General features: G+C 67.1%; 18 protein-coding genes. 4 read left to right on the top strand and 14 right to left on the bottom strand.

The features are described 5' to 3' along the window. Positions 1-248 precede the first annotated feature (248 nt). The 13 genes from ACILQR_RS02325 to ACILQR_RS02265 form a co-directional block, all read right to left on the bottom strand. The gene (locus ACILQR_RS02325; protein WP_395649907.1) at positions 249-944 is read right to left on the bottom strand and encodes a TorF family putative porin; all 696 of its coding nucleotides are present in this window, start codon (positions 942-944) and stop codon (positions 249-251) included. 127 nt (positions 945-1,071) lie between these two features. Continuing rightward, positions 1,072-2,421, bottom strand: a complete 1,350-nt coding sequence (locus tag ACILQR_RS02320) for an ammonium transporter (protein ID WP_395649906.1) — start codon at positions 2,419-2,421, stop codon at positions 1,072-1,074. A gap of 197 nt (positions 2,422-2,618) precedes the next feature. Continuing rightward, a complete protein-coding gene (leuB, locus tag ACILQR_RS02315; protein ID WP_395649905.1) occupies positions 2,619-3,722 on the bottom strand; it encodes a 3-isopropylmalate dehydrogenase in 1,104 nt (367 codons plus the stop codon). Continuing rightward, positions 3,722-4,324 carry a 3-isopropylmalate dehydratase small subunit gene (leuD, locus tag ACILQR_RS02310; protein WP_395649904.1) on the bottom strand — a complete coding sequence of 201 codons (603 nt, stop codon included), beginning with the start codon at positions 4,322-4,324 and terminating at the stop codon, positions 3,722-3,724. The genes leuB and leuD overlap by 1 nt, the downstream gene beginning before the upstream one ends. Next, on the bottom strand, positions 4,317-5,783 hold the full coding sequence (leuC, locus tag ACILQR_RS02305; protein ID WP_395649903.1) for a 3-isopropylmalate dehydratase large subunit: 1,467 nt from the start codon (positions 5,781-5,783) through the stop codon (positions 4,317-4,319). Before leuC ends, leuD begins: the two co-directional genes overlap by 8 nt. A gap of 5 nt (positions 5,784-5,788) precedes the next feature. Next, a complete protein-coding gene (locus ACILQR_RS02300) occupies positions 5,789-6,043 on the bottom strand; it encodes an ACT domain-containing protein (protein WP_292152185.1) in 255 nt (84 codons plus the stop codon). Further along, entirely contained in the window at positions 6,040-7,752 is a 1,713-nt protein-coding gene (gene ilvG / locus ACILQR_RS02295; protein WP_395649902.1) for an acetolactate synthase 2 catalytic subunit, read from the bottom strand. Before ilvG ends, ACILQR_RS02300 begins: the two co-directional genes overlap by 4 nt. Before the next feature lie 23 nt (positions 7,753-7,775). Beyond that, entirely contained in the window at positions 7,776-8,783 is a 1,008-nt protein-coding gene (gene ilvC / locus ACILQR_RS02290) for a ketol-acid reductoisomerase (RefSeq protein ID WP_395649901.1), read from the bottom strand. Between the two features lie 3 nt (positions 8,784-8,786). Continuing rightward, complete coding sequence (locus ACILQR_RS02285) at positions 8,787-10,535, bottom strand: dihydroxy-acid dehydratase (RefSeq protein ID WP_395649900.1); 1,749 nt, start codon at positions 10,533-10,535, stop codon at positions 8,787-8,789. 107 nt (positions 10,536-10,642) lie between these two features. Next, entirely contained in the window at positions 10,643-10,795 is a 153-nt protein-coding gene (locus tag ACILQR_RS02280; RefSeq protein WP_395649899.1) for a hypothetical protein, read from the bottom strand. A 211-nt stretch (positions 10,796-11,006) separates the two neighbouring features. Then, positions 11,007-11,507 carry a DUF6702 family protein gene (locus tag ACILQR_RS02275; protein ID WP_395649898.1) on the bottom strand — a complete coding sequence of 167 codons (501 nt, stop codon included), beginning with the start codon at positions 11,505-11,507 and terminating at the stop codon, positions 11,007-11,009. Next, on the bottom strand, positions 11,504-13,912 hold the full coding sequence (locus ACILQR_RS02270) for a M1 family metallopeptidase (RefSeq protein WP_395649897.1): 2,409 nt from the start codon (positions 13,910-13,912) through the stop codon (positions 11,504-11,506). The genes ACILQR_RS02275 and ACILQR_RS02270 overlap by 4 nt, the downstream gene beginning before the upstream one ends. Before the next feature lie 116 nt (positions 13,913-14,028). Beyond that, on the bottom strand, positions 14,029-14,637 hold the full coding sequence (locus ACILQR_RS02265; protein WP_395649896.1) for a TetR/AcrR family transcriptional regulator: 609 nt from the start codon (positions 14,635-14,637) through the stop codon (positions 14,029-14,031). Between the two features lie 129 nt (positions 14,638-14,766). Between ACILQR_RS02265 and ACILQR_RS02260 the strand changes: the two genes are divergently transcribed. From ACILQR_RS02260 to ACILQR_RS02250, 3 genes are read left to right on the top strand one after another with little or no spacing between them, the layout of a single operon-like run. Next, positions 14,767-15,981 (top strand): efflux RND transporter periplasmic adaptor subunit, encoded by a 1,215-nt coding sequence (locus tag ACILQR_RS02260; RefSeq protein WP_395649895.1) that lies wholly within the window; start codon positions 14,767-14,769, stop codon positions 15,979-15,981. Positions 15,982-15,984: 3 nt separating this feature from the next. Next, positions 15,985-19,236: an efflux RND transporter permease subunit gene (locus ACILQR_RS02255; RefSeq protein ID WP_395649894.1), complete on the top strand. Its 3,252-nt coding sequence runs from the start codon at positions 15,985-15,987 to the stop codon at positions 19,234-19,236. Position 19,237: 1 nt separating this feature from the next. Then, positions 19,238-20,662: an efflux transporter outer membrane subunit gene (locus tag ACILQR_RS02250; protein ID WP_395649893.1), complete on the top strand. Its 1,425-nt coding sequence runs from the start codon at positions 19,238-19,240 to the stop codon at positions 20,660-20,662. A 211-nt stretch (positions 20,663-20,873) separates the two neighbouring features. Here ACILQR_RS02250 and ACILQR_RS02245 read toward each other — a convergent pair whose 3' ends face one another. After that, positions 20,874-23,690 (bottom strand): M16 family metallopeptidase, encoded by a 2,817-nt coding sequence (locus tag ACILQR_RS02245; protein ID WP_395649892.1) that lies wholly within the window; start codon positions 23,688-23,690, stop codon positions 20,874-20,876. Between the two features lie 277 nt (positions 23,691-23,967). Here ACILQR_RS02245 and ACILQR_RS02240 point away from each other — a divergent pair, with 277 nt between their 5' ends. Beyond that, positions 23,968-25,410, top strand: coding sequence for an NAD(P)-dependent oxidoreductase (locus ACILQR_RS02240; protein WP_395649891.1), 1,443 nt, complete (start codon positions 23,968-23,970; stop codon positions 25,408-25,410). The last annotated feature ends 108 nt before the right edge of the window (positions 25,411-25,518 follow it).

Genomic DNA, 25,518 nt, shown 5'->3' with positions numbered 1-25,518 from the left:
TTCATCACGAAGATCACCAAGGCAGGCCACGAAGTACACGAAGGGACAGGGACTGGGCTCGGGTCAGTGACCCTCGAGAAATGGTTCGCGGCTCCGCCGCATTCCTGGCCCTGAAGTTGTTCTCAGCCTTGGTGCCTTGGTGATGAACCTCGCAGGCTCCGACCAGGACCAATGACCTCCAGACACAAAGACGCCGCCCGTGTCTCACACCACGGGCGGCGTCGAAGCTCAGGCCTGGGAGGATAGGCCTAGAAGACGGCTTTCAGGGTCGCGACGATACGACCGTCGGTGATCGGAGCAGCCGACAGGTCATAGTCGTTGTCGTGATAGCGGACGTCCAGGGCCAGGGGCGTGCCGGCGAAGGCATAGGTGCCGCCGACGTTCCAGGTCACATAGTCGTCCGTGGTCGAGAGCCACTGCTTGCCGACCGCGCTGGTCAGGGTCAGGCCCGAGACCTGCGGAACCGCATAGGCGGCGTTGAACTCGAGGTAGGTGGCCTCGTCGTCCAGACCGAAGAAGTCGGGCGAGAAGTAGACAGCGGCACCGAAGGTGGCAGGTCCGACGGCGCGCGAGGCGGCGGCCTTCAGCTCGACGTAGTCATAGTCCTGGTTGGCGCCGGGAGCGTAGAGATAGGTCACCACGCCGACATCATAGGCAAAGCCGGCGGCCTCGCCACGATAGCCGCCGTAGATGTCGATCTCGGCGTCGGTGTTGTCGAGGAAGTCGACGTTGGACGCCCAGACACCGGCGTAGAAGCTGCCGACGGTCAGGTCGACACCGCCCTGGATGGCGGCGCCTTCGTCGGTCTGGCTGATGCCGCGGAAGACGTAGTCCGAAGCCACCGCGACGTTGGCGGTGACCGAGACGTCCTGGGCCGAGGCGGCGCCGGCCGAAGCCAGCAGGGCGAGTGCGGCGGCGGCCGCGCAGGTGGAGAGAAGCTTCATCTTGGTATCCCCTTCGATGACCTTGGTGGTCGTTGGCGTGTGAACCGGCGGCTCGGGAGAGAGCCAGAACCGCCGGCTGGAGAGGTGTGACCGGATGCGAGGATAGCCTCGCATCCGGCCCGTGTCGTCAGTGGTCGAGGGACTCGCCGTGCAGGACGGTGTCGAGACCTTCGGCTTCCTGGGCCTCGGAGACCCGCAGTCCGGTGGTAAACTTGCAGATGACCAGGATGACCAGGGTGCCGACCGCCGAGTAGGCGATGGTCCAGGCCAGGCCGATCGCCTGGGTCGCGATATTGGCGCCTTCGGACAGGCCGTTGATGGCCGTGGTCGCGAAGATACCGGTCAGCAGGGCACCCAGCAGGCCACCCGCGCCGTGGATGCCGAAGGCGTCCAGGCTGTCGTCGTAGCGGAGCAGTTTCTTGATCCACACCGAGGAGATGTAGCAGACCGGGCCGGCGATGGCACCGATCAGGAAGGCACCCTTGGGATCGACGAAGCCGGCGGCCGGAGTGATGGCGACCAGACCGGCGACAATGCCGGACAGCATCCCGATCAGCGAGGCCTTACGCTTCTCGATGACCTCGACCAGTTTCCAGGTCAGGGCAGCAGCGGCGGCGGCCAGGATGGTGTTGATGAGCGCAGCGCCCATCAGAGCGTTGGAGGCACCCGCCGAACCGGCGTTGAAGCCGATCCAGCCGACCAGCAGCAGGCTGGCACCGATCATGGTCAGCACAGGGTTGTGCGGATTGATCGGCTCGGCTCCGTAGCCCTTGCGACGGCCCAGGAACAGGGCGCAGACGAGACCCGCGACACCGGAGTTGACGTGAACGACGGCACCACCGGCGAAGTCGAGGACGCCGGCCGAACCGAGGAAGCCGCCACCCCAGACCCAGTGGGCGATGGGGGCATAGACCACCAGGGTCCACAGCGCCGTGAACAGCAGCAGGGCCGAATATTTGAACCGCTCGGCGAAGGCGCCGGTGATCAGGGCCGGGGTGATGATCGCAAAGGTCATCTGGAACGTCAGGAAGACGAACTCGGGAATGCCCGGCAGCAGGCTGTGGGCCGTTTCCAGCGTCACGCCGTTCAGGAACACGGCATCGAAGCTGCCGATGTAGGGCTGAAGGGCTTCATCGCCGTTGACCCCGAAGGCCAGCGAATAGCCGATGGCGAACCACAGCACGGTCACGACGGCGAAGACGCCGACCGACTGGGTGATGGTGGCGATGACGTTCTTGCGGCGAACCATGCCGCCGTAGAAGAGCGCCAGACCCGGCAGGGTCATCAGCAGAACCAAAGCCGACGAGGTCGCCAGCCAGGCGGTATCCGCTCCGTTCAGTTCAAGCGCGGCCTGGTGGGCCAGCAGGGTCGGCGCCGGCGCGGCGTCCTGAGCGAAGGCGCCGCCCGCATAGAAGAGCGCCGCAGTTAGGAGTAGCAGGGCGAGGACGCCCGGTACTCGATTCCAGATCTTAGCCATGTGTGTTGCAGCCCCTGTGATGATCTCGCAGATGCGAAACAATCACACGGCGTTGCACGGATGCAAGAGGCTTTGCCGTACGCTGTGCAACTTTCGTGCAGGCGTCTTATTTTAGCACGCCAGACCTGAATAATATTGCCGCCGATTACGACCAAGGCGCAGATTCATACCTTGGTCATATATATGCATCGCAACACTCAACCCCAGTGCATCTGAACCCGGTGTGACGCCGCCCAGTGGATCGCGCGGATGGCGTCCAGAATCGCGTCGGTCGCGCCGCGCGTGCCCAGCTCTCCGCCCAGGTCGGCGGTGACGGCTCCGGCAGCCAGGACGGCGGCCACGGCGGCCTCGATGGAATCGGCCTCGTCCTCCAGTCCCAGGCTGTGGCGCAGCAGCATCGCGGCCGACAGGATGGTCCCGACCGGGTTGGCCAGATCCTGTCCGGCGATGTCGGGGGCCGAGCCGTGGATGGGCTCGAACAGGCCTGGACCGCTGGTCCCCAGCGACGCCGAGGGCAGCAGGCCGATCGACCCTCCCAGCACCGAAATCTCGTCCGACAGGATGTCGCCGAACATGTTCTCGGTCAGGATGACGTCATAGTCGCGCGGGCGCTGGATCAGGTGCATGGCCATGGAATCGACCAGGGCATGCTTCAGCTCGACACCGGGGAATTCCTCGTCGTGGATGCGGGTCACGACCTCGCGCCACAGGCGGCTGGTCTCCATGACGTTGGCCTTGTCGACCGAGGTGACCTTGCCGCGACGTTGCTCGGCGATCTTGAAGGCGGCGCGGGTGACGCGCTCGATCTCCTCGATCGAATAGGAACAGACGTCATAGGCCGAGCCGTCGTCCTTGCGTCCCTTGTCGCCGAAATAGACGCCGCCGGTCAGTTCGCGGAAGACGATCAGGTCGACGCCTTCGACGATCTCCTTCTTCAGCGGCGAGCGATGCGCCATGACCGGCGAGACCTGAAGCGGTCGCAGATTGGCGAACAATCCCATGGCCTTGCGGATCGCCAGCAGCCCCTGCTCGGGTCTTTGGGCCTGGCCGTCCCACTTCGGGCCACCCACCGCGCCGAGCAGCACGCCGTCGGAAGCGAGGCAGGCATCGATGGTCTCTTGCGGCAATGGATCCTGTGCCGCGTCGATGCCGGCACCGCCGATCAGGTGTTCGGAAAACCGGAAATCGTGATCATAGAAATCGCCGATCAGCTCCAGAACCGCCTTGGCCGAGGCGGTCACTTCCGGGCCGACGCCGTCGCCGGGCAGCAGGACGATCTTGAAGGTCTTGCGGTTGGGCATCACGCGGGTTCCGTTACGGTTTGAGGCTCGTGAGAGCGCTCGAAGGCTTCGATGGCGGGTGTGTGGTTGGAAAGCCAGCCCAGGGTATCGACCCCGTCCAGCAGGCACTGGCGGGCGAAGGCCTCGACGGCGAAGGCGACGGGCGGATGATTGCCGCGCCGCACCTCATTGGCCTCCAGATCGACCGTCACCGGCTGTTCCGGATGGGCGACCAGATCGTCCCAGGTCGCCTGATCGACGACGATAGGCAAGAGGCCGTTCTTGAGCGCGTTGGATGTGAAGATGTCGGCGATCCCGGTCGAGATCACCGCCCGGAAGCCATAGTCGTACAGGGCCCAGGGCGCGTGCTCGCGCGACGAGCCACAGCCGAAATTGTCGCCGGCCACCAGAATGCGGTGCTCGCTCGGATCGATGCGGTTCAGCACGGCTTCGGGCCGCGCCGTGCCGTCCGACTCGTAGCGCCAGTCGTAGAAGGCCTTGGCCCCCAGGCCGGTCGTCTCGGTCGTGGTCAGGAACCGCGCCGGAATGATCTGGTCGGTGTCGATATTGGCCTGGGTCAGGACAAGGGTGCGGGAGGTGAGGACTTTAATCGGTTCAGGCATTGTTTGCCCCTATCGTCTCGCGCGCGGCGCTCGACTGCTTGAGGGGCGCCGCTTCGCGGTCAGCGAGGTATTCCCGTGGATCGGTCAGCACCCCGGCGATGGCCGAGGCCGCCGCCGTAGCGGGACTGGCCAGGATGGTGCGGGCGCCCTTGCCCTGACGACCCTCGAAATTGCGGTTGGAGGTCGAGACGGCCAGCTGGCCCTGCCCCACCACATCACCATTCATGGCGATACACATCGAACAGCCCGGAATACGCCATTCGGCCCCTGCCTCGGTGAAGACGGTGTGCAGCCCCTCGGCCTCCGCATCACGGCGCACAGCCTCCGAGCCCGGCACGACCAGCATCCGCACGCCCGGCTTGACCTTGCGGCCGCGCAGGACATCGGCGGCCGCGCGCAGGTCAGGCAGGCGACCGTTGGTGCAGGAGCCGATGAAGACGACGTCCACGGCCTGTGTCGTCGTCGTCTGACCGGCCTCGAACCCCATATAGGCGATGGCTTTGCGGTCGGAATCCGACTGGGGCTCAGGCACCTTCGATCCGATCGGTGCGCCTGCGTCCGGCGTCGTGCCCCAGGTGGCCATGGGCCGGATCGCCCCGCCGTCCAGCACGATCTCCTTGTCGTAGGTCGCACCGGGATCACTGGCCAGAGCCAGCCATTCGGCGGCCGCCGCGTCATAGGCCGCGCCTTGCGGCACCTTGGCCCGCCCGCGCAGCCAGTCGATGGTCTTGTGATCCGGCGCGATCATCCCGGCCCGTGCGCCCGCCTCGATCGACATGTTGCACAGGGTCATCCGCCCTTCCATGTCCAGACCGGTCACGGCGCTGCCCGCATATTCGATGACGAAGCCCGTGCCGCCGCCAAAGCCCAGGGCCGCGATCACCGCCAGGGCCACATCCTTGCCCGACACACCGGGCTGCAGCTCGCCATCGACGGTCACTCGAAGGGTCTTCGATTTCCGCTGCAACAGGCACTGGGTCGCCAGGACATGGCCGACTTCCGACGTGCCGATGCCGAAGGCCAGGGCGCCGAAGGCACCGTGGGTCGCGGTATGGCTGTCACCACAGACGACGGTCATGCCCGGCTGGGTCAGGCCCTGCTCCGGACCCATGACATGGACGACGCCGCGCGCATCGGAATCCCAGCCGGCCAGTTCGACGCCGTGGCGGGCACAATTCTGTTCCAGCCGCGAGACCTGATCGCGGGCCTCATCAGTGACATAGGGCCGCTGGCCGTTCACGGCCGGCAGGGTCGGGGTCGAATGGTCCAGCGTCGCGAAGGTGCGATCGGGCCGACGGACCTTCAGCCCCCGGCTCTCGATCTCGCTGAACGCCTGGGGGCTGGTGACCTCGTGGACCAGATGCAGGTCGATGTAGAGGACGCCGGGCGTGGCCTCGGTCTCGGGCACGACCAGATGCCGGTCCCACACCTTTTCAAACAGAGTCTTCGGCACGCTCATCGAGATCAGGCCGCCTCGGCGCGAAAGGTGGCGTCGTTGGAGATTCTCCGCGCGCCGACCAGACGATCGATCTGCAGGCCCAGATTGTCGATCGAGCGACCGACGTCGCGGCCACGCACCGTCAGGGCGACGGCCAGGGCCGAACCCTCGGGTGCCATGGTCATGGCGTCGATGTGAAAGCCGCGACGCTCCACCAGACCGATCAGCCGCTGAAGCGCGCCGTCGGCCCGGTCGATCAGGATGTGAACGGTGTCGGTCATCGTGCGCCCTCCAGCATTTCGGCGTTGTTCTTGCCCGGCGGCACCAGGGGCCAGACGTTGTCGTTCGGATCGATGATGACGTGCATCAGGATCGGACCCTCGGCGGCCAGCAGACGGTCGATCCCGGCCGAGACCTGATTGCGCGCATCGACGCGGAAGGCCGGGATGCCGAAGGCCTCGGCGACCTTCACGAAGTCGGGGTTGTCGGACAGATCGACCTCGGAGAAGTTCCGCTCGAAGAAGAACTCCTGCCACTGGCGCACCATGCCCAGACGCGCGTTGTCCAGGATGATGATCTTCAGCGGGATCTTGAACCGGTTGACCGTGGCCAGTTCCTGGATGTTCATCATCACCCCACCGTCGCCGGTGATGGTGACGACGCAGGCATCCGGCTCGGCCAGTTTGGCGCCGATCCCGGCGGGCAGACCGAACCCCATCGAGCCCAGACCGCCCGAGGTGATGTGGGCCTGGGGCCGCGAGAACTCGCAGTATTGCGCGACCCACATCTGGTGCTGGCCGACGTCGCAGGCGGCGATGAAGCTCGGCCCGGCCTTTTGCGACAGCTCGTTCAGCAGCTGGGGCGCGAAGACGCCTTCGCCGGGGGCGTTGTAGTCGAAGGCCTGGGCCTTGGTCTGGGCGCGCCAGCGGTCGGCCCACCCGGACACGTCGATGGCGGGACCGGTCGACAGACGCGCGTTCAGGGCCTCGATGTTGGGCTTCAGGTCGCCCGTGACGCCGACCGCGACCTTGCGCAGCTTGCCGATCTCGGAGGGGTCGATGTCGAAATGGACGACGCCGGCGTGGGGCGCGAATTCGACCAGCTTGCCAGTGGCGCGGTCGTCGAACCGGGCACCGACGACGATCAGCAGGTCGCTTTCCTGAACCGCCTCGTTGGCGCAGCGCGTGCCGTGCATCCCCAGCATGCCCAGGAAATTGTCCTGGCCCGTCGGGATGGTGCCCAGGGCGTTCAGGGTCGAGACCTCGGGGATGCCGGTCAGGGCGGCGAAGTCGCGAACCGCCTGGACCGCGCCCGAAATCTTCACCCCTCCACCGATGTACAGGACAGGCTTCTTCGCCGCGCGGATGGCGGCTGCGGCGTCATCGATGACGGCGGCGTCGGCGACGTCGATGGCGTTAGACAGATGGATGCCACGCGGCGCGTCGGTCATCTCGAACTGGACGTCCTTGGGCAGGTCGATCAGGACCGGGCCCGGGCGACCCGAGCGGGCGATATGGAACGCCTCCTCGATCACCGCCGGAATGTCGGCGGCGCTGCGGACCAGATAGGAGTGTTTCACGATCGGCAGGGTGACGCCCAGGATGTCGACCTCCTGAAACGCGTCCATGCCCATGACGCCTTGTGCGACATTGCCCGTGATGCAGACCATGGGGATGGAATCCAGCATGGCGTTGGCGATGCCGGTGACCAGATTGGTCGCCCCCGGCCCCGACGTCGCCATACAGACCCCGACCTTGCCCGAGACCCGTGCGTAGGAATCGGCGGCGAAGGCCGCGCCCTGTTCGTGGCGGCACAGGTAGTGGCGCAGGGACGACCCGGCCAGGGCGTCATAGATCGGCATGATGGCGCCGCCGGGATATCCGAACAGCACCTCTACCCCCAGCTTCTCCAGGGTGGAGACGACGAGGCGCGCACCCGACTGGGGGGCGGCTTCGACTGCGGGTTTGAAGGTGGCGGCGGCGGCGCTCATCAGCTTGCTCTATCGATCCGGGTTCAGGCGGCTGCGGATTTCGGGGCGTGCAGCCAGGCCATGCGTTCGCGCAAGGAAGCGCCGACGACCTCGATCTTCTGGGCGTTGTCCTCGGCCACCAGCGCGTCGTAGTTCGGCTTGCCGGCGTCGTTCTCGGCGATCCATTCGCGGGCGAAGGTGCCGTCCTGGATCTCGGTCAGGATCTGCGTCATGCGCGCCAGGGTCTCGTCGTTGATGACGCGCGGGCCAGACTTCACCGAACCCCATTTGGCGGTTTCGGAGATGAACTCGTTCATCTTGGTGATGCCGCCTTCGTAGAACAGATCGACGATCAGCTTCAGCTCGTGCAGGCATTCGAAATAGGCGATCTCGGGCTGGTATCCGGCCTCGACCAGGGTGTTGAACCCGCCCATGACCAGTTCCTTGGCCCCGCCGCACAGGACGGCCTGTTCGCCGAACAGATCGGTCTCGGTCTCCTCGCGGAAGGTGGTTTCCAGCAGGCCGCCGGTGGCGCCGCCGTTGCCCTTGGCATAGCCCATGGCGCGGTCGCGCGCCTTGCCGGTGACGTCCTTCTCGATGGCGAACAGCGAGGGGACGCCCGCCCCTTTTTGGTATTCGCGACGGACCAGATCGCCGGGGCCCTTGGGCGCGACCAGGATGACGTCCATGTCCTCGCGCGGCGTGACGCGGCCGTAGATAATCGAGAAGCCGTGGGCGAACAGCAGGGCCGAACCCTGTTTGGCATAGGGCTCGATCTGGGTCTTGTAGACCTCGGCCTGGGCCATGTCGGGGGTCAGGATGGCGATTATGTCGGCATCCTTGACCGCATCGGCGGGCTCGGCGGTGGTCAGGCCGTCGGCCTGGGCGTTCTTCCAGCCCTTGCCGCCCGCGCGGACGCCGACGATGACGTCGTGGCCGCTGTCCTTCAGGTTCTGGGCGTGGGCGCGGCCCTGCGAGCCATAGCCGATGATGGCGATCTTCTGGCCGGCGATGACGCCGGGACGGATGTCGTCGTTGGTATAGATTTTCATGGCTCAGGCTTCCTGGTGGGCTTTGGCTGCGGCCGGGACTTGAGCCGGCGGCGGGTTTGGAATGGTGACGGCACCCTGCGAGGCCGAGGCGACGCTGGCGCGGTATTTGGCGAAGACGCCGTGGACGGGGGCCATGGGCTTGGGCGTGAAGCCCGCCCGACGGGTGGCCAGATCGACGTCGACGTCGATGCGGCGGTTGGTGACGTCGATGCGGATGCGGTCGCCGTCGCGGACCAGGGCGATCGGCCCGCCGACTGCGGCCTCAGGGGAAACGTGTCCGGCGACGAAGCCGTAGCTTGCGCCCGAGAACCGGCCGTCCGTCAGCAGGGCGACGTTGTTGATCCCCCTGCCCTTCAGAGCCGCCGTGACCTGCAACATCTCGCGCATGCCGGGACCACCCTTGGGGCCTTCATAGCGGATGATGATGACGTCGCCCTCGCCTACCGATCCGTCCTGGACGGCGTGGAAGGCGTCTTCCTCACTGTCGAAGACGCAGGCCGGGCCCTCGAAGACATCGACCTTGTGGCCGGTCAGCTTGATGACCGCGCCCTCGGGGGCGACATCGCCATAGATGACGGCATAGGAGCCGCGCTCCATGACCGGGGCATCCATCGTCGTGACGACGACCTGGCCGGGCGCTTCCTCGGCCTCGGCGGCCTCGGCGAACAGGGCGCGGCCAGTGACGGTGGGAGCATCCGTGATCTTGCCGGCCTGCGCCAGCCGCTGGGTGACCAGGCGCGTTCCGCCCGCCGCATACAGGTGAGAGGCCAGGAACCGGCCGCCGGGCTTCAGGTCGCAGATGACCGGGGCCTCGACGCAGGCCTGGTGGCAGTCCTCGACGCCGAAATCGACTCCGGCCTCGGCCGCGATGGCGGTCAGGTGCATGACGGCATTGGTCGATCCGCCCGAGGCCGAGACGGCGACGGCGGCGTTCTTCAGCGAGGCGTGGGTGATATATTTGCGCGCATTGTCGCCGGCCATGACCCGCTCGACGATCAGACGGCCGCAACGCATCCCCTCGGCCCCCTTGGCCGGATCGACGGCGGGCACATCGTTGGCGCCCATCGGCGAGATACCCATGACCGACAGGGCCATGGCCATGGTGTTGGCCGTGAACTGACCGCCACAGGCCCCGGCACCGGGACAGACCGCGCGTTCGACCATTTTCAGGCCCTCGTCGTCCAGCTTGCCTGCGCCGTGGGCGCCGATGGCCTCGAAGGCTTCCTGGACCGAAACTTCCTTGGTGCCGATCAGGCCGGGCAGGATGGTGCCGCCGTAATAGACCAGGCCGGGGATATCCATCCGGGCAAGGGCCATGGCGGCGGCCGGGATGGTCTTGTCGCAGCCGACGATACAGACGACGCCGTCCAGCTGATGGCCCTCGACGGCCAGCTCGATCGAGTCGGCGATGACCTCTCTGGAGATCAGCGAGGCCTTCATGCCTGGCGTCCCCATGGAGATGCCGTCGGTGACCATGACCGTGTTGAAATCGACCGGCCAGCCGCCCGCCGCCACGATGCCGGCGCGAACGTCCCTGGCCAGACGGTCCAGGTGCATGTTGCAGGGGGTGATGGTCGACCAGGTGTTGACGATGGCGATCATCGGCTTGTCGAAGTCCGCGTCCGACATGCCGGCGGCGCGCAGATAGGACCGCGCGGCGGCGCGGTTGGGGCCTTGAGTCACGACCGCACTGCGGCGATTGCCGTTCAGTGCGGTCTTGGGGTCGGCGGGTGAGGACGCGTCGGTGGTCACTGGAGGTCTGGTATCCGTCTCGACCGGCGCATGGCCGACCCTGGTAAGAAAAAACCCGCTTCCTTGCGGGAGCGGGTGTGGGCGTATGATCCTGATTTCGCTTGGGTTCAGGTCAGCTGCGTCCACACCGCTCCGGAGAGCAGCACAAGGAGTACGCTGAGAATAAGGGTGGCGAACCCGACCGCGCGGGCGTCGGCCCGAGCGACCGCAACGGCCTGGGCCGCCCGTCGTCCGGGGTTATGGCGATGGGTTTGGGTCACGGCCCGCTCCTGATTTCCCGGGCATATAGCCTTAATCAGAGCGTACACACAAGCGGGTTATGGAATAATATTCCACACCGACCCGGTATCGGAGCCGATGGCCGCACGAACTGACCGGAAATGATGCTTTGAGCGCAACGCGGACCAGTCCCGACCCGGCCTCGCGAAACGTTCTTTCAGCCAGACCGGGTTTCGAGGCATCTCGCCGCCTTCAGCGATCGAAGCGCATGACCTGGGCCTGGGTGCCGGGCCGGAACAGGACGGTGCGGGTCACATCGCCCACCCGGACGTTCACCTGCATCTCCATGTCGTCATGGACGTCGGAGAAGAAGTCCTGATCGACGCGCACCTCGCTCACCGGGCCCGCCGCGCGTTCTCCGGCGAAGTCGATGCGGACGTTGTCGCCGGCCAGGGTCTCGCCGGTCAGATGCAGGGGCACGGGCGTGCCGTCGACGTCGATCCGGAACCGCTCGGCCAGATGAGCCTGGAGCGCCGCCAGGGCCTCGGGGTCATCCAGCGAGGGCTGTTCGTTCGGAGCCAGCACGGTCAATGCCGGCTCGACGTCGTGGGCATAGAACCGATGCGTCACCGCAACGGCACCGGTGGCCGGATCGATCTCCACCACCGTCAGGCCTGAGTTGCCCCGGTGCGCGGCGGCCGGTCCGGCCAGGACCAGAACCGCGGCAGCCAGGGCGGTCGCCAGCCGGATCACGGCCGGGCCGCCGGCCTCGGCGCGTCACGCACGGCCGTCGAGTCCGGGCTGACCTCGACGTCCGAATCCCGCATCCGGTTCGGCGCAGGCGGCGGCGGGGCGCCGAGGGTGAAGGTCTGTTCGTCGATCCGGCGCGGGAAGTAGTTGTTCACCCGCACGGCGTCGGCGGTTTCCCACAGGGGATCCAGCTCGGCCGAGACCAGGGTCTTGTTCGACACATACTGCCAGATCACCGACTGGCTGTTGCGCCGCCAGACCTCGGCCGCGACCCGCACGGTCTCGGTCGTGCCGTCGTCCCAGGTCATCTTGACGATAACCGGCATGACCACGCCGCCGACGTTGCGGAAGGTGAAGCGATAGATGTTGTCGGTAAAGCCTTGCGCCCGCCGGCGATCCTCGTCGGCCTTCTTGTCGGCCGAGGCCTGGTCGCGACGCGCCTGGGCGGTGACGGTGAACTGGTCGGTGGAGTTGTAGAAGTCGCGCACGGCCGGGTCCCGCTCGATCACCGTCTCGATCCCGGCATTGTTGGTCACGGTCGTAGGTGTCGGGGCCTGGGCGAAGCGTTCGCGGGCGAGACGCGCACGTACGTCGGGATCGGTCGATTGCAGCTGGGCCCTGACCACATTCTCCAGCGAGATGTCGACGTGGTCGGTCGAATAGAACCAGCCGCGCCAGAACCAGTCCAGATCGACGCCCGAGCTCTCTTCCATCGTGCGGAAGAAGTCATAGGGGGTCGGCCGCTTGAAGGCCCAGCGCTGGGAATATTCACGGAAGGCCCGGTCGAACAGCTCGCGCCCCAGGACGGTCTCGCGCAAGATCACCAGGGCGGTCGCAGGCTTGCCATAGGCGTTGTTGCCGAACTGGAGCACCGAATCCGACTGGGTCATGATCGGCACCTGGTCCTGGCTGACCATGTATTCGACGATGTCGCGCGGCTCGCCCCGCGACGGGAAGTTGGGGTCCCAGAGCTTCTGCGCGATGTATTGCAGGAAGCTGTTCAGCCCTTCGTCCATCCAGGTCCACTGACGTTCGTCGGAGTTGATGACCATCGGGAAATAGATGTGGCCCACCTCATGGATGACCACGCCGATCAGGCCGTTCTTGGCGCGCTCGGTATAGGTCAGGCGGCCGTTGTCATCCCTGACCGGACGCGGGCCGTTGAAGGTGATCATCGGATATTCCATCCCGCCGACGGGGCCGTTGACCGACTGGGCCGTGGGATAGGGGTAGGGAATCGAGAACTGGTTGTAGACGTCGATCGTGTGGGCGATCGCCTTGGTCGAATAGGCGTCCCACAGCGGGCGGGCCTCCTTCGGATAGAAGGACATGGCCATGACGACGGGTTGGGCGGGATTGTCCTGCTCGACACCCACTGCGTCCCAGATGAATTTGCGGCTGGACGCGAAGGCGAAGTCGCGCACGTCGTCCGCCTTGAAATGCCAGGTCCGGGTCCCCGATCGGGCCGGGGCCGCCTCCGCCGCCGCGGCCTCTGCGGCGGTCACGATATAGACAGGGGCATCGGCGGTCCGCGCCTGGTCCAGACGCTGGCGCTGCGCCGCCGTCAGGATGTCGGGGTTCTGAAGCGCGCCGGTCGAAGAGACCTGGTGATCCGTCGGCACGGTGATGCGGACATCATAGTCGCCGAACTCGAGCGTAAACTCGCCCGAGCCCAGAAACTGGGCGTTATGCCAGCCCTCATAGTCGGAATAGACCGCCAGTCGGGGGAACCACTGGGCCGCCAGGAAGATACAGTTGCCGTCCTCGCCCGCCTTGGTGAAACACTCATAGCCGCTGCGTCCGCCGACGACGTTCGTCTCGGGCATGGGCAGGGTGAAATCCAGGGTGAAGCTGTAGGTCTCGCCGGTCTTCAGCGGGGTCGGCAGTTCCAGCCGCAGCATGGAGTCCACGATTGTGAACGGCACGTCCGCCCCGTCCGGACCGGTGATCTTCAGGTCGTTGAAGCCGCCTTCCCAGTCCTGCATCCGCTGGACGCGCAGCACCTCGTTGACGCTGACCTCGGTCGCCGCCGAATAGGTCCGGGTCCGTTCGGCCAGGGAGTTGCGGCGATAGTTCTGCTGGTCCAGCAGCATCCACAGATAGCCCAGGGCGTCGGGCGAGTTGTTGGTATAGGTCACGACCTGCTTGCCGGTCAGGGTCCGGCTCGGCTCGTCCAGCGCCACGTCGATCGAATAGTCGACCTGCTGCTGCCAGTAGCGATGACCCGGCGCGCCCGAGGCGTTGCGATAGTCGGTGGGGGTCGGCCAGTCCTCGCCCTCGAACTGGCGGAACTTGTCCTCGAACGTGCCCTTGGACTGATCGACCGGGCCCACGCTGACCTGGGCCAGAGCCGGAGCGGCCACAGCAGCGGCAAATGCGAACATCGTCGCCAAGATAGCCAGACGCATACCCAACCCCGTCACTCGAAAAACAGCCGGCGCGACCTTCGGGGATCGCATGCTGCAACGCAAGGCGGGCAAGGATTACGGTGACGTAATGTCCGGCTGCGGAGCGATGCGCGCGCTCAGTTGTCGATGAAGTCCTGAAGCGTCGTCGCGAGGCGCCGATGCAGGCGCTCGCACTGGTCGGGCGTCAGATTGAATCCGCCGGAGATGTCACGACTAACCGTCAGCCCCATGATCAGTCCGGCCGTCAGCCGCGCCTTGATCTCGGCGTCCTCGCCCCCGACCCACTGGGTGAAGGGGGTCATGAAATTGCATTCGGACTGTCGCTGGATCACGTCCTGCGCCTTGGGCGAGGCGATGGATCGCAGCATCAGCAACAGCCAGCGCAGCTTGAACTCCTTGCGCGGCCCATAGATCACGTCGTGCGCCACACGCTCGCCGAAGGTGGCCCGGTCACCCGCCATCAGGGCCGATGCGTCGCCGCAGTTCTCAATGACGGACGAAAACAGCTCTTCCTTGGATCCAAAGTAGCGCGAGATCAGCGCCGGATCGACGCCGACGTCACGCGCGATGTCGCGCATGCCGACCTGATCGTAACTCTCGGCCAGAAAGCGTGCGTTCGCGGCCTCCAGAATGGCGGCGCGAGTCGTGGCCGCATTTCGCGGCCTGCTGCAAATGTCGAAACCCAATGTGATGTCCTCACATGCCCCGACAGGGGTTATGGACATGTCATCGTCTGTTGACAAGTGTTTCGCACACGCACATTAGACAAGTCATCAGGCGTTGACCTGAGGCCGCCTCCTCCCCGATCCGTGCCTCGATCCCCGTCTCAAGCCAATCCTGCCAGGAGTCCGCGGATGCGCAGACTGAAGATCGTCGCTGTGTCCGCCATGCTGGCGGCCGCCCTATACGGCTGTGCCAAGACCGAGGCGGCGGGCCCGCCCCCACCCGCACCCGTCACCGTGGCCAATCCCCTGAGCGAGCGCATCGTCGACTGGGACGACTTCACCGGCCGGTTCGAGGCGACCCAGAGCGTGGACGTTCGTGCCCGCGTCGGCGGCTATGTCCAGGCGGTGCATTTCCGTGACGGCGACTTCGTGCGTCGCGGCCAGTTGCTATTCACCCTCGACCCCCGCCCGGCCCAGGCCCAGCTCGGCTCGGCCCAGGCCCAACTGGCTCAGGCCAACGCCCAGGTCGCGCTGGCCCGCACCAACCTGACCCGCTCCGAGGGACTTCTGACCTCGCAGGCCGTGTCCCAGGCCGAGGTCGACACCAATCGCGCGGCCCTGCGCACTGCCGAGGCCAATGTCGCCGCCGCCCAGGCCAATGTCCGCGCCCGCCAGCTGGACGTCGAGTTCACCCGCGTCACCGCACCGGTATCCGGCCGCGTCTCGGACCGCCGCATCGATCCGGGCAATCTGATCGGCGGAGGGTCGTCGGCCGGGGACGTCCTGACCACCATCGTCTCGTCCTCGCCGATCTATTTCGTCTTCGACGGCTCCGAAGCGACTCTTCTCAAGTATCAGCGCCAGACCCGCGGCGGTGCCTCGGCCCCCGTTCGCGTCCGCCTTCAGGACGAGAGCGAGTTCGTCCACGCCGGCACGCTGGACTTCACCGACAACGCCATCGATTCCTCCTCGGGCTCGATCCGCCTGCGGGCGGTGATCCAGAACGCCGACGGCTTCCTGAAGCCCGGGATGTTCGGACAGGTTCGCGTGGCAGGAGCCGGTGCCTATGACGCCCTGCTGGTGCCCGATGCGGCGATCAGCGCGGGTGCCGATCAGCGCACCGTTTCGGTCGTCGCCGCCGACGGCACGGTCACGCCCCGCCCGGTCGTGCTGGGCCCGCTGGTCGATGGACTGCGCGTCATCCGCTCGGGCATCACGGCCCAGGACCGGGTCATCATCAACGGCGGCTCGCGTGTTCAGATGCCGGGCCAGAAGGTGAAGGCCAACCCCGGTCGCATCACCCGTACCCCGACCGCAAACGCAGCGCCGGTGACCACCGCCCCCCCGGCCGCCACGGCGACCTCTGCCAGCGCCCTGTCGGGCTCCGTGGCGATCGGCGACTAAGACATGAACATCTCTCGCTTCTTCATCGACCGGCCGATCTTCGCGGCCGTGCTGTCGGTGTTCATCACCATCGTCGGCCTTGCCGCCTATCCGCTGCTGCCCCTGTCGCAGTATCCGGAGATCGCGCCGCCGACGGTCACCGTCAACGCCGTCTTCCCCGGAGCCTCGGCCGAGACCCTGGCCGAGACCGTCGCTGCACCCATCGAACAGGAGATCAACGGCGTCGAGGGGATGCTGTACGTCACCTCGTCCTCGACCTCAGACGGAGCGGTGGCGATCACCGTGACCTTCCAGCCCGGCACCGATCTGGATACGGCCCAGGTGCTGGTCCAGAACCGCGTCGCCCTGGCCGAACCTCGCCTGCCCGATCAGGTCCGTCAGGGCGGCGTCGTCGTCGCCAAGGCGTCCCAGGGCTTCCTGCTGATCGCCTCGGTGACCTCGCCGGACAAGAGTCTGGGCAACGACTTCCTGGGCAACTACGCCAACTCCACCGTCCGCGATCGACTGCTCCGCATCGACGGCGTCGGCGGGGTCACCGTCTTCGGCGGCGGCAACTATTCGATGCGGGTCTGGATCGACCCGGCCAAGGCCGCGGCCCGCAACCTGTCGGCGACCGAGATCGTCGCCGCCCTGCGCGCCCAGAACGTCCAGGCCGCCGCCGGTTCGATCGGCCAGCCGCCCTTCGCCACCAACGCCTCCGCCTTCCAGGAACCCATCCAGGTCCAGGGCCGGCTGAACACGCCGGAGGAATTCGGCCGCGTCGTCATCAAGACCAACGCCGACGGCGCCGTCACCCGCCTGTCCGACATCGGCCGCGTCGAGCTGGGGGCCCAGGACTACGGCATTCGCGGCTTCTTCGACGGCGAGCGCGGTGTGGGCGTCGCCATCGTCCAGCAGCCGGGCGCTAACGCGCTGGGCACCGCTGAACGGGTCGAGGCCGAGCTTGAGGCCATCCGCAAGGACCTGCCGCCGGGAGCCGCCGTCAAGGTCGCCTACAACCCGACGGAATTCGTCGCCGCCTCGGTCGAGTCGGTCCAGCACACCCTGGTCGAGGCCATCATCCTGGTCGTCATCGTGGTCATGGTCTTCTTGCAGACCTGGCGCGCCGCCATCATCCCGATCGTCGCCATCCCCGTCGCCCTGGTCGCCACATTCGCGGTCCAGCTGGCGCTCGGCTATTCGCTGAACTCCCTGTCGCTGCTGGCCCTGATCCTGGCCGTCGGCATCGTGGTCGATGACGCCATCGTGGTGGTCGAGAACGTCGAGCGTCTGATCGGCGACGGCCTGTCGCCCCGCGACGCCGCCTACAAATCGATGGAGGAGGTTTCCGGTGCCCTGATCGCCATCGGCCTGGTGCTGGTCTCGGTCTTCATCCCGACCATGTTCGTGCCGGGTATTCCGGGCATCTTCTATCGACAGTTCGCCGTGACGATCGCAGCGGCCTCGGTGGTCTCGCTGTTCGTGTCACTGACCCTGTCACCCGCCATGGCAGCCCTGCTGCTCAAGCCGCACAAGAAGGACGATCATGGCCGCAAGCCCGGTCTGTGGGGCTCGGTCGTCTGGTACGTCGGCATGGGCGGTCGCAAGTTCAACGAGGGCTTCGACTGGCTCTCCAACCAGTATGGTCGTCTCACGGCCCGCCTGATCCGCATGGTCGCCATCGTGCTGGTCGTCTACGTCGGCCTCCTGGCCCTGACGGCCTGGCGACTGGTCGATACGCCCTCGGGCTTCATTCCCGAGCAGGATCAGGGCTTCCTGATCGGCGTGGTGCAACTGCCGGCGGGCGCTTCGCTGGACCGCACCGAGGCCGTCATGCTGCGCGCCAAGGACATCATGCAGTCCACCGAGGGCGTGGAAGGCACGGTCGCCTTCGCCGGTCTCGACGGATCGAGCTTCTCGTTCGGCTCCAACGCCGCGACCATCTTCGTCCGCCTCGACCCGTCGGAGGACCGCACGTCCAAGGAGACCAAGGCCGCGGCCCTGGCCGGCGCCATCACCCAGGCGACCGGCGGCATCGAGGAGGCCAACATCTTCGTCATCGCTCCGCCCTCAGTCCAGGGTCTGGGCACCGGCAACGGCTTCAAGATGATGGTCCAGGATCGTTCCGGCGCAGGCTATCGCGCACTGGAAGGCGCCACCTTCGCCATGATGGGCGGAGCGGCCCAGAACGCGGATCTCCAGCAGGTCTTCTCGACCTACAACACCGCCTCGCCGCGCATCGCCGCCGACGTCGATCGTGACAAGGCCCTGATGCTGGGCGTCCAGCCGTCCGAGGTCTTCTCGACCCTGGGCATCTATCTGGGCTCGTCCTACATCAACGACTTCAACATGGCGGGGCGCACCTATCGCGTCACCGCCCAGGCTGAGCCGGCCTATCGCGACGACCTGGCCGACATCGCCAATCTGAAGGTCAAGTCGACCACGGGGGCCATGGTGCCTCTGGCCTCGATCGCCAACCTGCGCCAGGATTCCGGTCCGTCGCGGATCGTGCGCTTCAACCTGTTCCCGGCCGCCGAGCTTCAGGGCCAGGGCGCGCCCGGAATCTCGTCCGGCACGGCCATCGGCATGATGGAGCAACTCGCCGCCTCGACCCTGCCGCCCGGGTTCTCGTACGAATGGACCGAACTGGCCTTCCAGGAAAAACAGGCTTCCGGTGGCGCGACGCTCATCTTTGCCATGAGCGTGCTGCTGGTCTTCCTGGTGCTGGCGGCTCAGTACGAGGCCTTCACCCTGCCTCTGGCGGTCATCCTGATCGTGCCGATGTGCGTGCTGGCCGCCATGCTGGGGGTCAACGCCCTGGGGCTGGACAACAACATCCTGGTCCAGGTCGGGCTGGTGGTACTGGTGGCGCTCGCGGCCAAGAACGCCATCCTCATCATCGAGTTCGCCAAACAGGGCGAGGAGGACGACGGTCTCAGTCGCTGGGACGCCGCCGTCGCGGCCGCCCGGACCCGTCTGCGGCCCATCCTGATGACCTCGTTCGCCTTCATCCTCGGCGTCCTGCCGCTGGTGCTGGCCGAGGGCCCCGGCGCGGAGATGCGTCAGGCGCTCGGGGCCGCCGTGTTCTTCGGGATGCTGGGTGTCACCGTCTTCGGCCTGCTGTTCACGCCGGTCTTCTATGTGATGTGCCGTGGCCTGGCCGCCCGCATCCCGCATGAGCCCAGGAAGACCCCGCCCACGCCCACCACGGGGTTCCACGACGAACACCCTGACGCACCGCTGCCGGCTACCGGTCCGCGCACGGGAGACCTGTAAGATGACCCGACTTCCTTCCTTCAAGGCCCTCCTGTCCGTGGGCGTCGCCGGCCTGACCCTGGCGGCGTGCGCGGTCGGGCCGAAGGCGCCTGACGCCGTGATCCCCCCTGCCGCGTCGGGCGCCTTCATCAGTGCCCCGGGGTCGATCGCCGTCACCGCCGCCGAGGCGCGCGACGACTGGTGGCGGCTCTATGCCGATCCCGTGCTCGACGGCCTGATCGCCCAGGCCTTTGCCGAGAACAACCAGCTTGAGGCTGCCGAGGCCAATCTGCGCGCCGTCCGCGCCAGCCTGTCCGAGGCCCGCGCCGGTCGCCTGCCGACCACCGGCCTGAGCGGTTCGGCCAGTCGGAGCCAGGGCTCCGCCGCGACCAGCCTGACCGGTGCCCAGCCACCAGAGACCGATAGTTATTCGGTGGGTCTGGACGCCTCCTACGAGATCGACCTGTTCGGCCGCGTGGGATCCTCGATCCGGGCCGCCCGCGCCGACGCGGATGCACAAGCCGCCGCCCTGGACGTCATCCGCGTCTCGGTCGCCGCCGAGACCGCCCGGGCCTATGCCGATGCCTGTTCCGCCAATGCCCAGATCGCGGTGGCCGAACGCACCCTGGCCCTGCAACAGAACACCGCCGACCTGACCCAGCGCCTGCTCGAAGGCGGGGCCGGAACCGGCCTGGACACCGCCCGCGCCCAGGCCGCCCTGGCCCAGACACGTGCCACCCTGCCCTCACTGCGCGCCGGCCGCGACGGCGCAGTGTACCGCCTCGCCACCCTGACCGGCCGCACTCCGGTCGAGGCGTCCGAGGCCGCGCGCAACTGCACCCGTCCGCCCCAGCTGACGCAACCCATCCCGACCGGTGACGGTGCGGCCCTGCTGGCCCGACGGCCCGACGTACGTCAGGCGGAACGCGCGCTCGCCGCCGCCGCCGCGCGGGTCAATGTCGCGACGGCGTCGCTCTATCCGACCATCAGCCTGGGCGGGTCCTTCGGCTCGACCGCGCTGGACGCCGGTGACCTCGGCAAGGACGAGAACTACCGCTTCAGCTTCGGCCCGCTGATCTCCTGGTCCTTCCCCAACATCGCCGTCGCCCGCGCGCGGATCGCCCAGTCCAGCGCCCTGACCGAGGCGGCGCTCGCCACCTTCGACCAGACGGTGCTGTCCGCGCTGCAGGAGACCGAGACGGCCCTGACCAACTACGCCAACGAACTGGACCGCCGCGCGGCCCTGACCGAGGCGCGCGATCAGGCGGCCACGGCGGCGCGACTGTCACGCCTGCGCTTCGACGCGGGTGCCGACAATTTCCTGACGGTGCTGGATTCGGAACGCACACTGGCAGGTGCGGACGCGGCGCTCGCCCAGTCCGATGCTCTGGTCACCACCTACCAGATCGCCGTGTTCAAGGCCCTGGCGGGGGGTTGGGAGGCGTAAAGCCAACGGGGTCTTTCCCTCCCCCGCGGGGGAGGGCAGATCGCGAAGCGATCGGGTGGGGGCGGCAGGGCAAAACGGCGCGGAACTCGCCCTGCCCTTCCCACCCGGTCTTCGCTTCGCTCCGACCACCCTCCTCCGAGGGGGAGGGAGAACGCAAAAACGGCCGGTCTCGCGAGAGACCGGCCGCTTCTGTTTCTGTCCTGCCTCGATCCTACTGAACAGGCACGCCGTTGGCGTCCACCACCTGAACCTGACCCAGGCCCAGGGCCTCGATCTTGGGCTTCATCGTGGCCACGTCGCCGACGATGACCCAGGTGGTGGGGCCGGAACCGACCACCGACCGGGCCGCAGCCGAAGCCGAGGCCGCCGTGGTGGCGTTCACGCCTGCGGCATAGCTGTCGAAATAGGTCTCGGGCCGGCCGTAGACGACCATGGTGGTCAGGTCGTTCATGACCGCGCCGTTGGTTTCCCAATCGCCGGCCATGCCCTGGATCAGGTTGGCCTTGGTCGAGCTCAGCTCGGCCTCGGTCATGGGCCGGTCGCCGACGATCTCGGTCAGCTCGCGCCGGACCTCGGCCGCGCTCTCGGCGGTCTTGTCGGACTGGACCTCGGCAGTGGCCGAGAACAGGCGCGGACCGTTGCCGGCGCGGACGCCCGAGCGGGCCCCGTAGGACCAGCCCTTGTTCTCGCGCAGGTTCATGTTGATCCGGCTGGTGAAGGTGCCGCCCAGCGCGGTGTTCAACGTGTCCAGCTGAGGCTCGGTGGCGGCGTCGAACGGTGCGGTCAGGCGACCGGCCATGATCGTCGCCTGGGGACCGGGCCGATTGATCAGCAGGACCTGCGGCGTCGCAGGTGCCGCCGCCACCTGGACTTCAGGCTTGGCCGGAACCGGCGTGGCCGGAGCCTTCCAGCCCGCCAGGGCGCGTTCGAGCTGCGGCTGCAGCTCGGCCATCTCGATATCGCCCACGACCACCAGGGTGGCGTTGTCGGGACGGAACCAGGTGGCGTGATAGGCCTCGGCGTCGGCCGGGGTCAGGGTCGCGACCGAGGCCTCGGTGCCGTTCGTCGGACGGCCGTACGGGTTGTTCGGACCATAGACGTTGGCGGCCAGGACCCGGTTGGCGATCGCGCCGGGCGTGCGGTTGGCCTGTTGGATGCCGGCGACCTGCTGGGCCTGGGCCCGGACGAAGTCGGCCTGGCGGAAGGCCGGGTTCTCGATCACGTCGGCGAACAGATCCAGCGACGGAGCCAGACGAGGCTCCAGCGCCGTCATGCTGACGGTCGTATAGTCGGTCGCCGATCCGGCACCCAGGGTGGCCCCCAGCAGTTGCAGCCGGTCCGAGATCTCCAGCGCGTCCAGGTCATCGGTGCCGTTGGTCATGACGGCCGGTGCCAAGGCGGCGATGCCCGCCTTGTCGGCCCCATCGGTCGCCGAGCCGGCGTTGACGATCAGGTTCATGGCCACGGTCGGCACGCCGGAGCGCGACGCCAGCACGACCTTCAGCCCGTTCGACAGGGTCGCCCGTTCGACATCGGGGAAGTCGGCGGCCGGAGCCACACCCGCGTCGGGCACCCCGCCCGAGCGATCGACGCCGGTCGCCGCCGCCGCATAGTCGGGGAAGGGCAGGACCTCCAGCGAATAGCTGCCGTCGGTCAGCCAGGCCCGACCCACGCCCGTGATGTCGGCCGGACGGGCCGCCAGGATACGGTCGTAGCTGGTTTTCCAGGCACCCGGATCGCCGTGATAGACTTGGCTCTCGGCCAGGATGTCGGACTTGCCGCCGAAGCCGCCGATCCGTTCGGTGCCGCGCACGAAGCCAGCGCCCACCGAGGTCCGGGCGCGTTCCAGCTCGTCGGCCGTCGGACCGTCACGCATCAGCTTGGCCATCTCCTCGTCGACGATGGCCTCGATCCGCGCCAGGTCGATGCCCGGCTTGGCGGTGACCATGACCAGGAACTGGCTGCCGATTTCGCTCTCGCTGTTGAAGGCGCCGACGTTGACGGCGATCTGCTCGTCGAACACCAGCCGCTTGTAGAGGCGCGAAGACCGGCCCGAGGTCAGGACCTGGCCCAGCAGACCCAGATAGTCGGCCTCGGCCGTCCCGGCCGGCGGGGTGTTCCACACCTTGTACAGGCGGGGCTGACCGACGCGGTCGTACATGGTCTCGCGCTGAACGCCGGTCATGCGGGAGATCATCTGGTTCGGGCGGGTGACCGGAGGTCCGGGCGGGATGTCGCCAAAGTATTGCTCGACCTTGGCGCGCGCCTGTTCGGGGGTGATGTCGCCGGCCAGCACGATCGTGGCGTTCGCCGCCCCGTAGTAGTCCCGGAACCAGGCCTTGACCGTATCCAGATCGGCCGCGTTCAGGTCGTCCATCGAGCCGATGACGGTGTGGCCATAGGGGTGATCGGCCGGATAGGTGGCGTTGGTGATCGCATCCCACACCCGGCCATAGGGCTGGTTCTCGCCCCGGCGCTTCTCGTTCTGGACGACGCCGCGCTGTTCATCCAGCCGCTCCTGGGTGATCGCGCCTTGCAGGTGGCCCATCCGGTCGCTCTCCAGCCACAGGATGGAGTCCAGCGCCGAGGTCGGCACGTTCTGGAAATAGTTGGTGCGGTCGGAGTTGGTGGTGCCGTTCTGGTCGGTGGCGCCCAGCAGCTCGGTGGCCTTGAAGAAATCGTTGTTGAAGTTCTCCGACCCGTTGAACATCAGGTGCTCGAACAGGTGGGCAAAGCCGGAGCGGCCGTTCGGCTCGTTCTTGGAACCGACGTGGTACCAGATGTTCACCGCCACGATCGGCGCCTTGTGGTCCTCATGGACGATCACGGTCAGGCCGTTGGGCAGGACGAATTTCGTGAAGGGAATGTCGATCGGCGGCAGGGGGGCCAGTTGCTCGCCGCGCTGGGCGACGGCGGCGGGTTCGGCGACGGCCGGCGCAGCAGGCTCGGACGCCAAGGCCGAAGTGGCGAACAGGACGGAGGCCGCGACGCCTCCCAGCAGTGCAAGGCGCAGACCGGTCGAACGCATGAAATACCTCGGGGGATGATGTGGCGGCGCAGAGTCCGCACCGTTTGCGTAACGTCACAAACCGGCCCCGGAAAGGAACGTTTTCTGAACTTTTGGTCATGTTCGAGCCGCAGGGTCCTGACAGCCGATGGACGGCGTTCCGGCGGGCCGGGTTCACCTCGGTCACTTCATGCACAAATGCCGCACTCGGCGACAAGATCATGTTGAAAGCCGTCTCCAGACCCCGATATCGCGGAAATCATTTGCCGAACGGGTCGGTTTTGGCTTTATGCGGCGTATGCAGAACAAGGGACCATCAGGGCCGCAAGGCTTCGTCGTGCAACCACGCCGTCTTCCCAAGACGGAAGCGAGCCTGCGCGTGCAGGATTTCGGCGAGATCATCGTCAAACCGACTCCCGAGAATCTCGAGGTCCAGGCCGGGCGCTGCACCGACTGCGGCGTGCCCTTCTGCCAGAACGCCTGCCCGCTCCAGAACAACATCCCCGACTGGCTGGGCCTGTCGGCCGAAGACGAGCTGCGCGAGGCCTGGCGCGTCGCGTCCGCCACCTCGACCATGCCCGAAATCTGCGGCCGCATCTGTCCGCAGGATCGTCTGTGCGAGGGCTCCTGCACCCTGAACCAGTCCGGCTGGGAAGCCGTGACCATCGGCTCGGTCGAGGCCTTCATCGGCGACACCGCCTTCGACAACGGCTGGGTCGCGCCGATCCGCCCGCTGCATGAACGCGGCGAATCGGTCGCCATCGTCGGCGCCGGCCCCACCGGCATGGCCGCCGCCGACCGGCTGCGCGAGCAAGGCTATCAGGTCACCATCTACGACCGCCACGACCGCCCCGGCGGCCTGCTGACCTATGGCATCCCCGGCTTCAAGCTGGAGAAGCGGGTGGTCCAGCGCCGCACCGATCGCCTCGCCGACGGCGGCGTGACCTTCATCCAGAACTGCAATGTCGGCACCGACGTCACCCTCGACGACCTGCGCGGCAAGCATGACGCTGTCCTGCTGGCCATGGGCGTCTATCAGGCGCGGGCCCTGTCGGCCCCCGGCGTCGGTCCCGGCTCGACCATCCGCGCGCTGGATTACCTGACGCATCAGAACCGCCGCGATCTGGGCGACGCCGAAGGTGCCGACTGGTACTCCGCCAGGGGCAAGAAGGTCGTGGTCATCGGCGGCGGCGATACCGCCATGGACTGCGTCCGCACCGCCATCCGCCAAGGGGCGGCTTCGGTCGTCTGCCTGTACCGCCGCGACAAGGACAACATGCCCGGCTCGGCCCGCGAGGTTTCCAACGCCGAGGAAGAGGGCGTGGTGTTCGAATGGCTCGGCGCGCCCAAGGCCCTGATGAGCCGTGACGGCGCCACGACCTCGATCCGCGCCGCCCGCATGGCCCTGTCCGAGCCCGAACTGGGCAAGCGCCGCGAGATCATCGCCGTCCCCGGCGGCGACTTCGACCTGGAGGCCGACATGGTCATCGAGGCGCTCGGCTTCGAGCCAGAGGCCTTTGCAGACCACCACGCCGAACTGGCCCTGACCGAATGGGGCACGGTGGTCACACCGCAGCACCGCAACACCCAGGGCTATTCGACCAGCCTGCCGGGCGTCTTCGCGGCCGGCGACGCCGTGCGCGGTGCCTCTCTCGTCGTCTGGGCCGTGCGCGACGGCCAGGACGCGGCGGCGGAAATCGATCGCTATCTCCGCAGCCAGTCGCAAGAGGCGGCGGCATGACCCACGCCCGCACCCTCCACGCCCCCAGCCTTTCCTTCCGAAAACCCAAACCGGTAAATCGCCTCGCGCGACGGATTGGGGACCCGGCCCTTGCCGGGATGAACGGAT

This window comes from Brevundimonas sp., assembly GCF_044239655.1.
Taxonomy (GTDB): domain Bacteria; phylum Pseudomonadota; class Alphaproteobacteria; order Caulobacterales; family Caulobacteraceae; genus Brevundimonas.
The sequence above is the reverse complement of the archived record's forward strand: the minus strand, read 5'-3'. Positions and strand labels throughout refer to the sequence as shown.

Coding starts and splice junctions, on each gene's coding strand:
- ACILQR_RS02325 (WP_395649907.1), bottom strand. CDS start 944: ATGAAGCTTCTCTCCACCTGCGCGGCCGCCGCCGCACTCGCCCTGCTG.
- ACILQR_RS02320 (WP_395649906.1), bottom strand. CDS start 2,421: ATGGCTAAGATCTGGAATCGAGTACCGGGCGTCCTCGCCCTGCTACTC.
- leuB (WP_395649905.1), bottom strand. CDS start 3,722: ATGCCCAACCGCAAGACCTTCAAGATCGTCCTGCTGCCCGGCGACGGC.
- leuD (WP_395649904.1), bottom strand. CDS start 4,324: ATGCCTGAACCGATTAAAGTCCTCACCTCCCGCACCCTTGTCCTGACC.
- leuC (WP_395649903.1), bottom strand. CDS start 5,783: ATGAGCGTGCCGAAGACTCTGTTTGAAAAGGTGTGGGACCGGCATCTG.
- ACILQR_RS02300 (WP_292152185.1), bottom strand. CDS start 6,043: ATGACCGACACCGTTCACATCCTGATCGACCGGGCCGACGGCGCGCTT.
- ilvG (WP_395649902.1), bottom strand. CDS start 7,752: ATGAGCGCCGCCGCCGCCACCTTCAAACCCGCAGTCGAAGCCGCCCCC.
- ilvC (WP_395649901.1), bottom strand. CDS start 8,783: ATGAAAATCTATACCAACGACGACATCCGTCCCGGCGTCATCGCCGGC.
- ACILQR_RS02270 (WP_395649897.1), bottom strand. CDS start 13,912: ATGCGTCTGGCTATCTTGGCGACGATGTTCGCATTTGCCGCTGCTGTG.
- ACILQR_RS02265 (WP_395649896.1), bottom strand. CDS start 14,637: ATGTCCATAACCCCTGTCGGGGCATGTGAGGACATCACATTGGGTTTC.
- ACILQR_RS02260 (WP_395649895.1), top strand. CDS start 14,767: ATGCGCAGACTGAAGATCGTCGCTGTGTCCGCCATGCTGGCGGCCGCC.
- ACILQR_RS02255 (WP_395649894.1), top strand. CDS start 15,985: ATGAACATCTCTCGCTTCTTCATCGACCGGCCGATCTTCGCGGCCGTG.
- ACILQR_RS02250 (WP_395649893.1), top strand. CDS start 19,238: ATGACCCGACTTCCTTCCTTCAAGGCCCTCCTGTCCGTGGGCGTCGCC.
- ACILQR_RS02245 (WP_395649892.1), bottom strand. CDS start 23,690: ATGCGTTCGACCGGTCTGCGCCTTGCACTGCTGGGAGGCGTCGCGGCC.
- ACILQR_RS02240 (WP_395649891.1), top strand. CDS start 23,968: ATGCAGAACAAGGGACCATCAGGGCCGCAAGGCTTCGTCGTGCAACCA.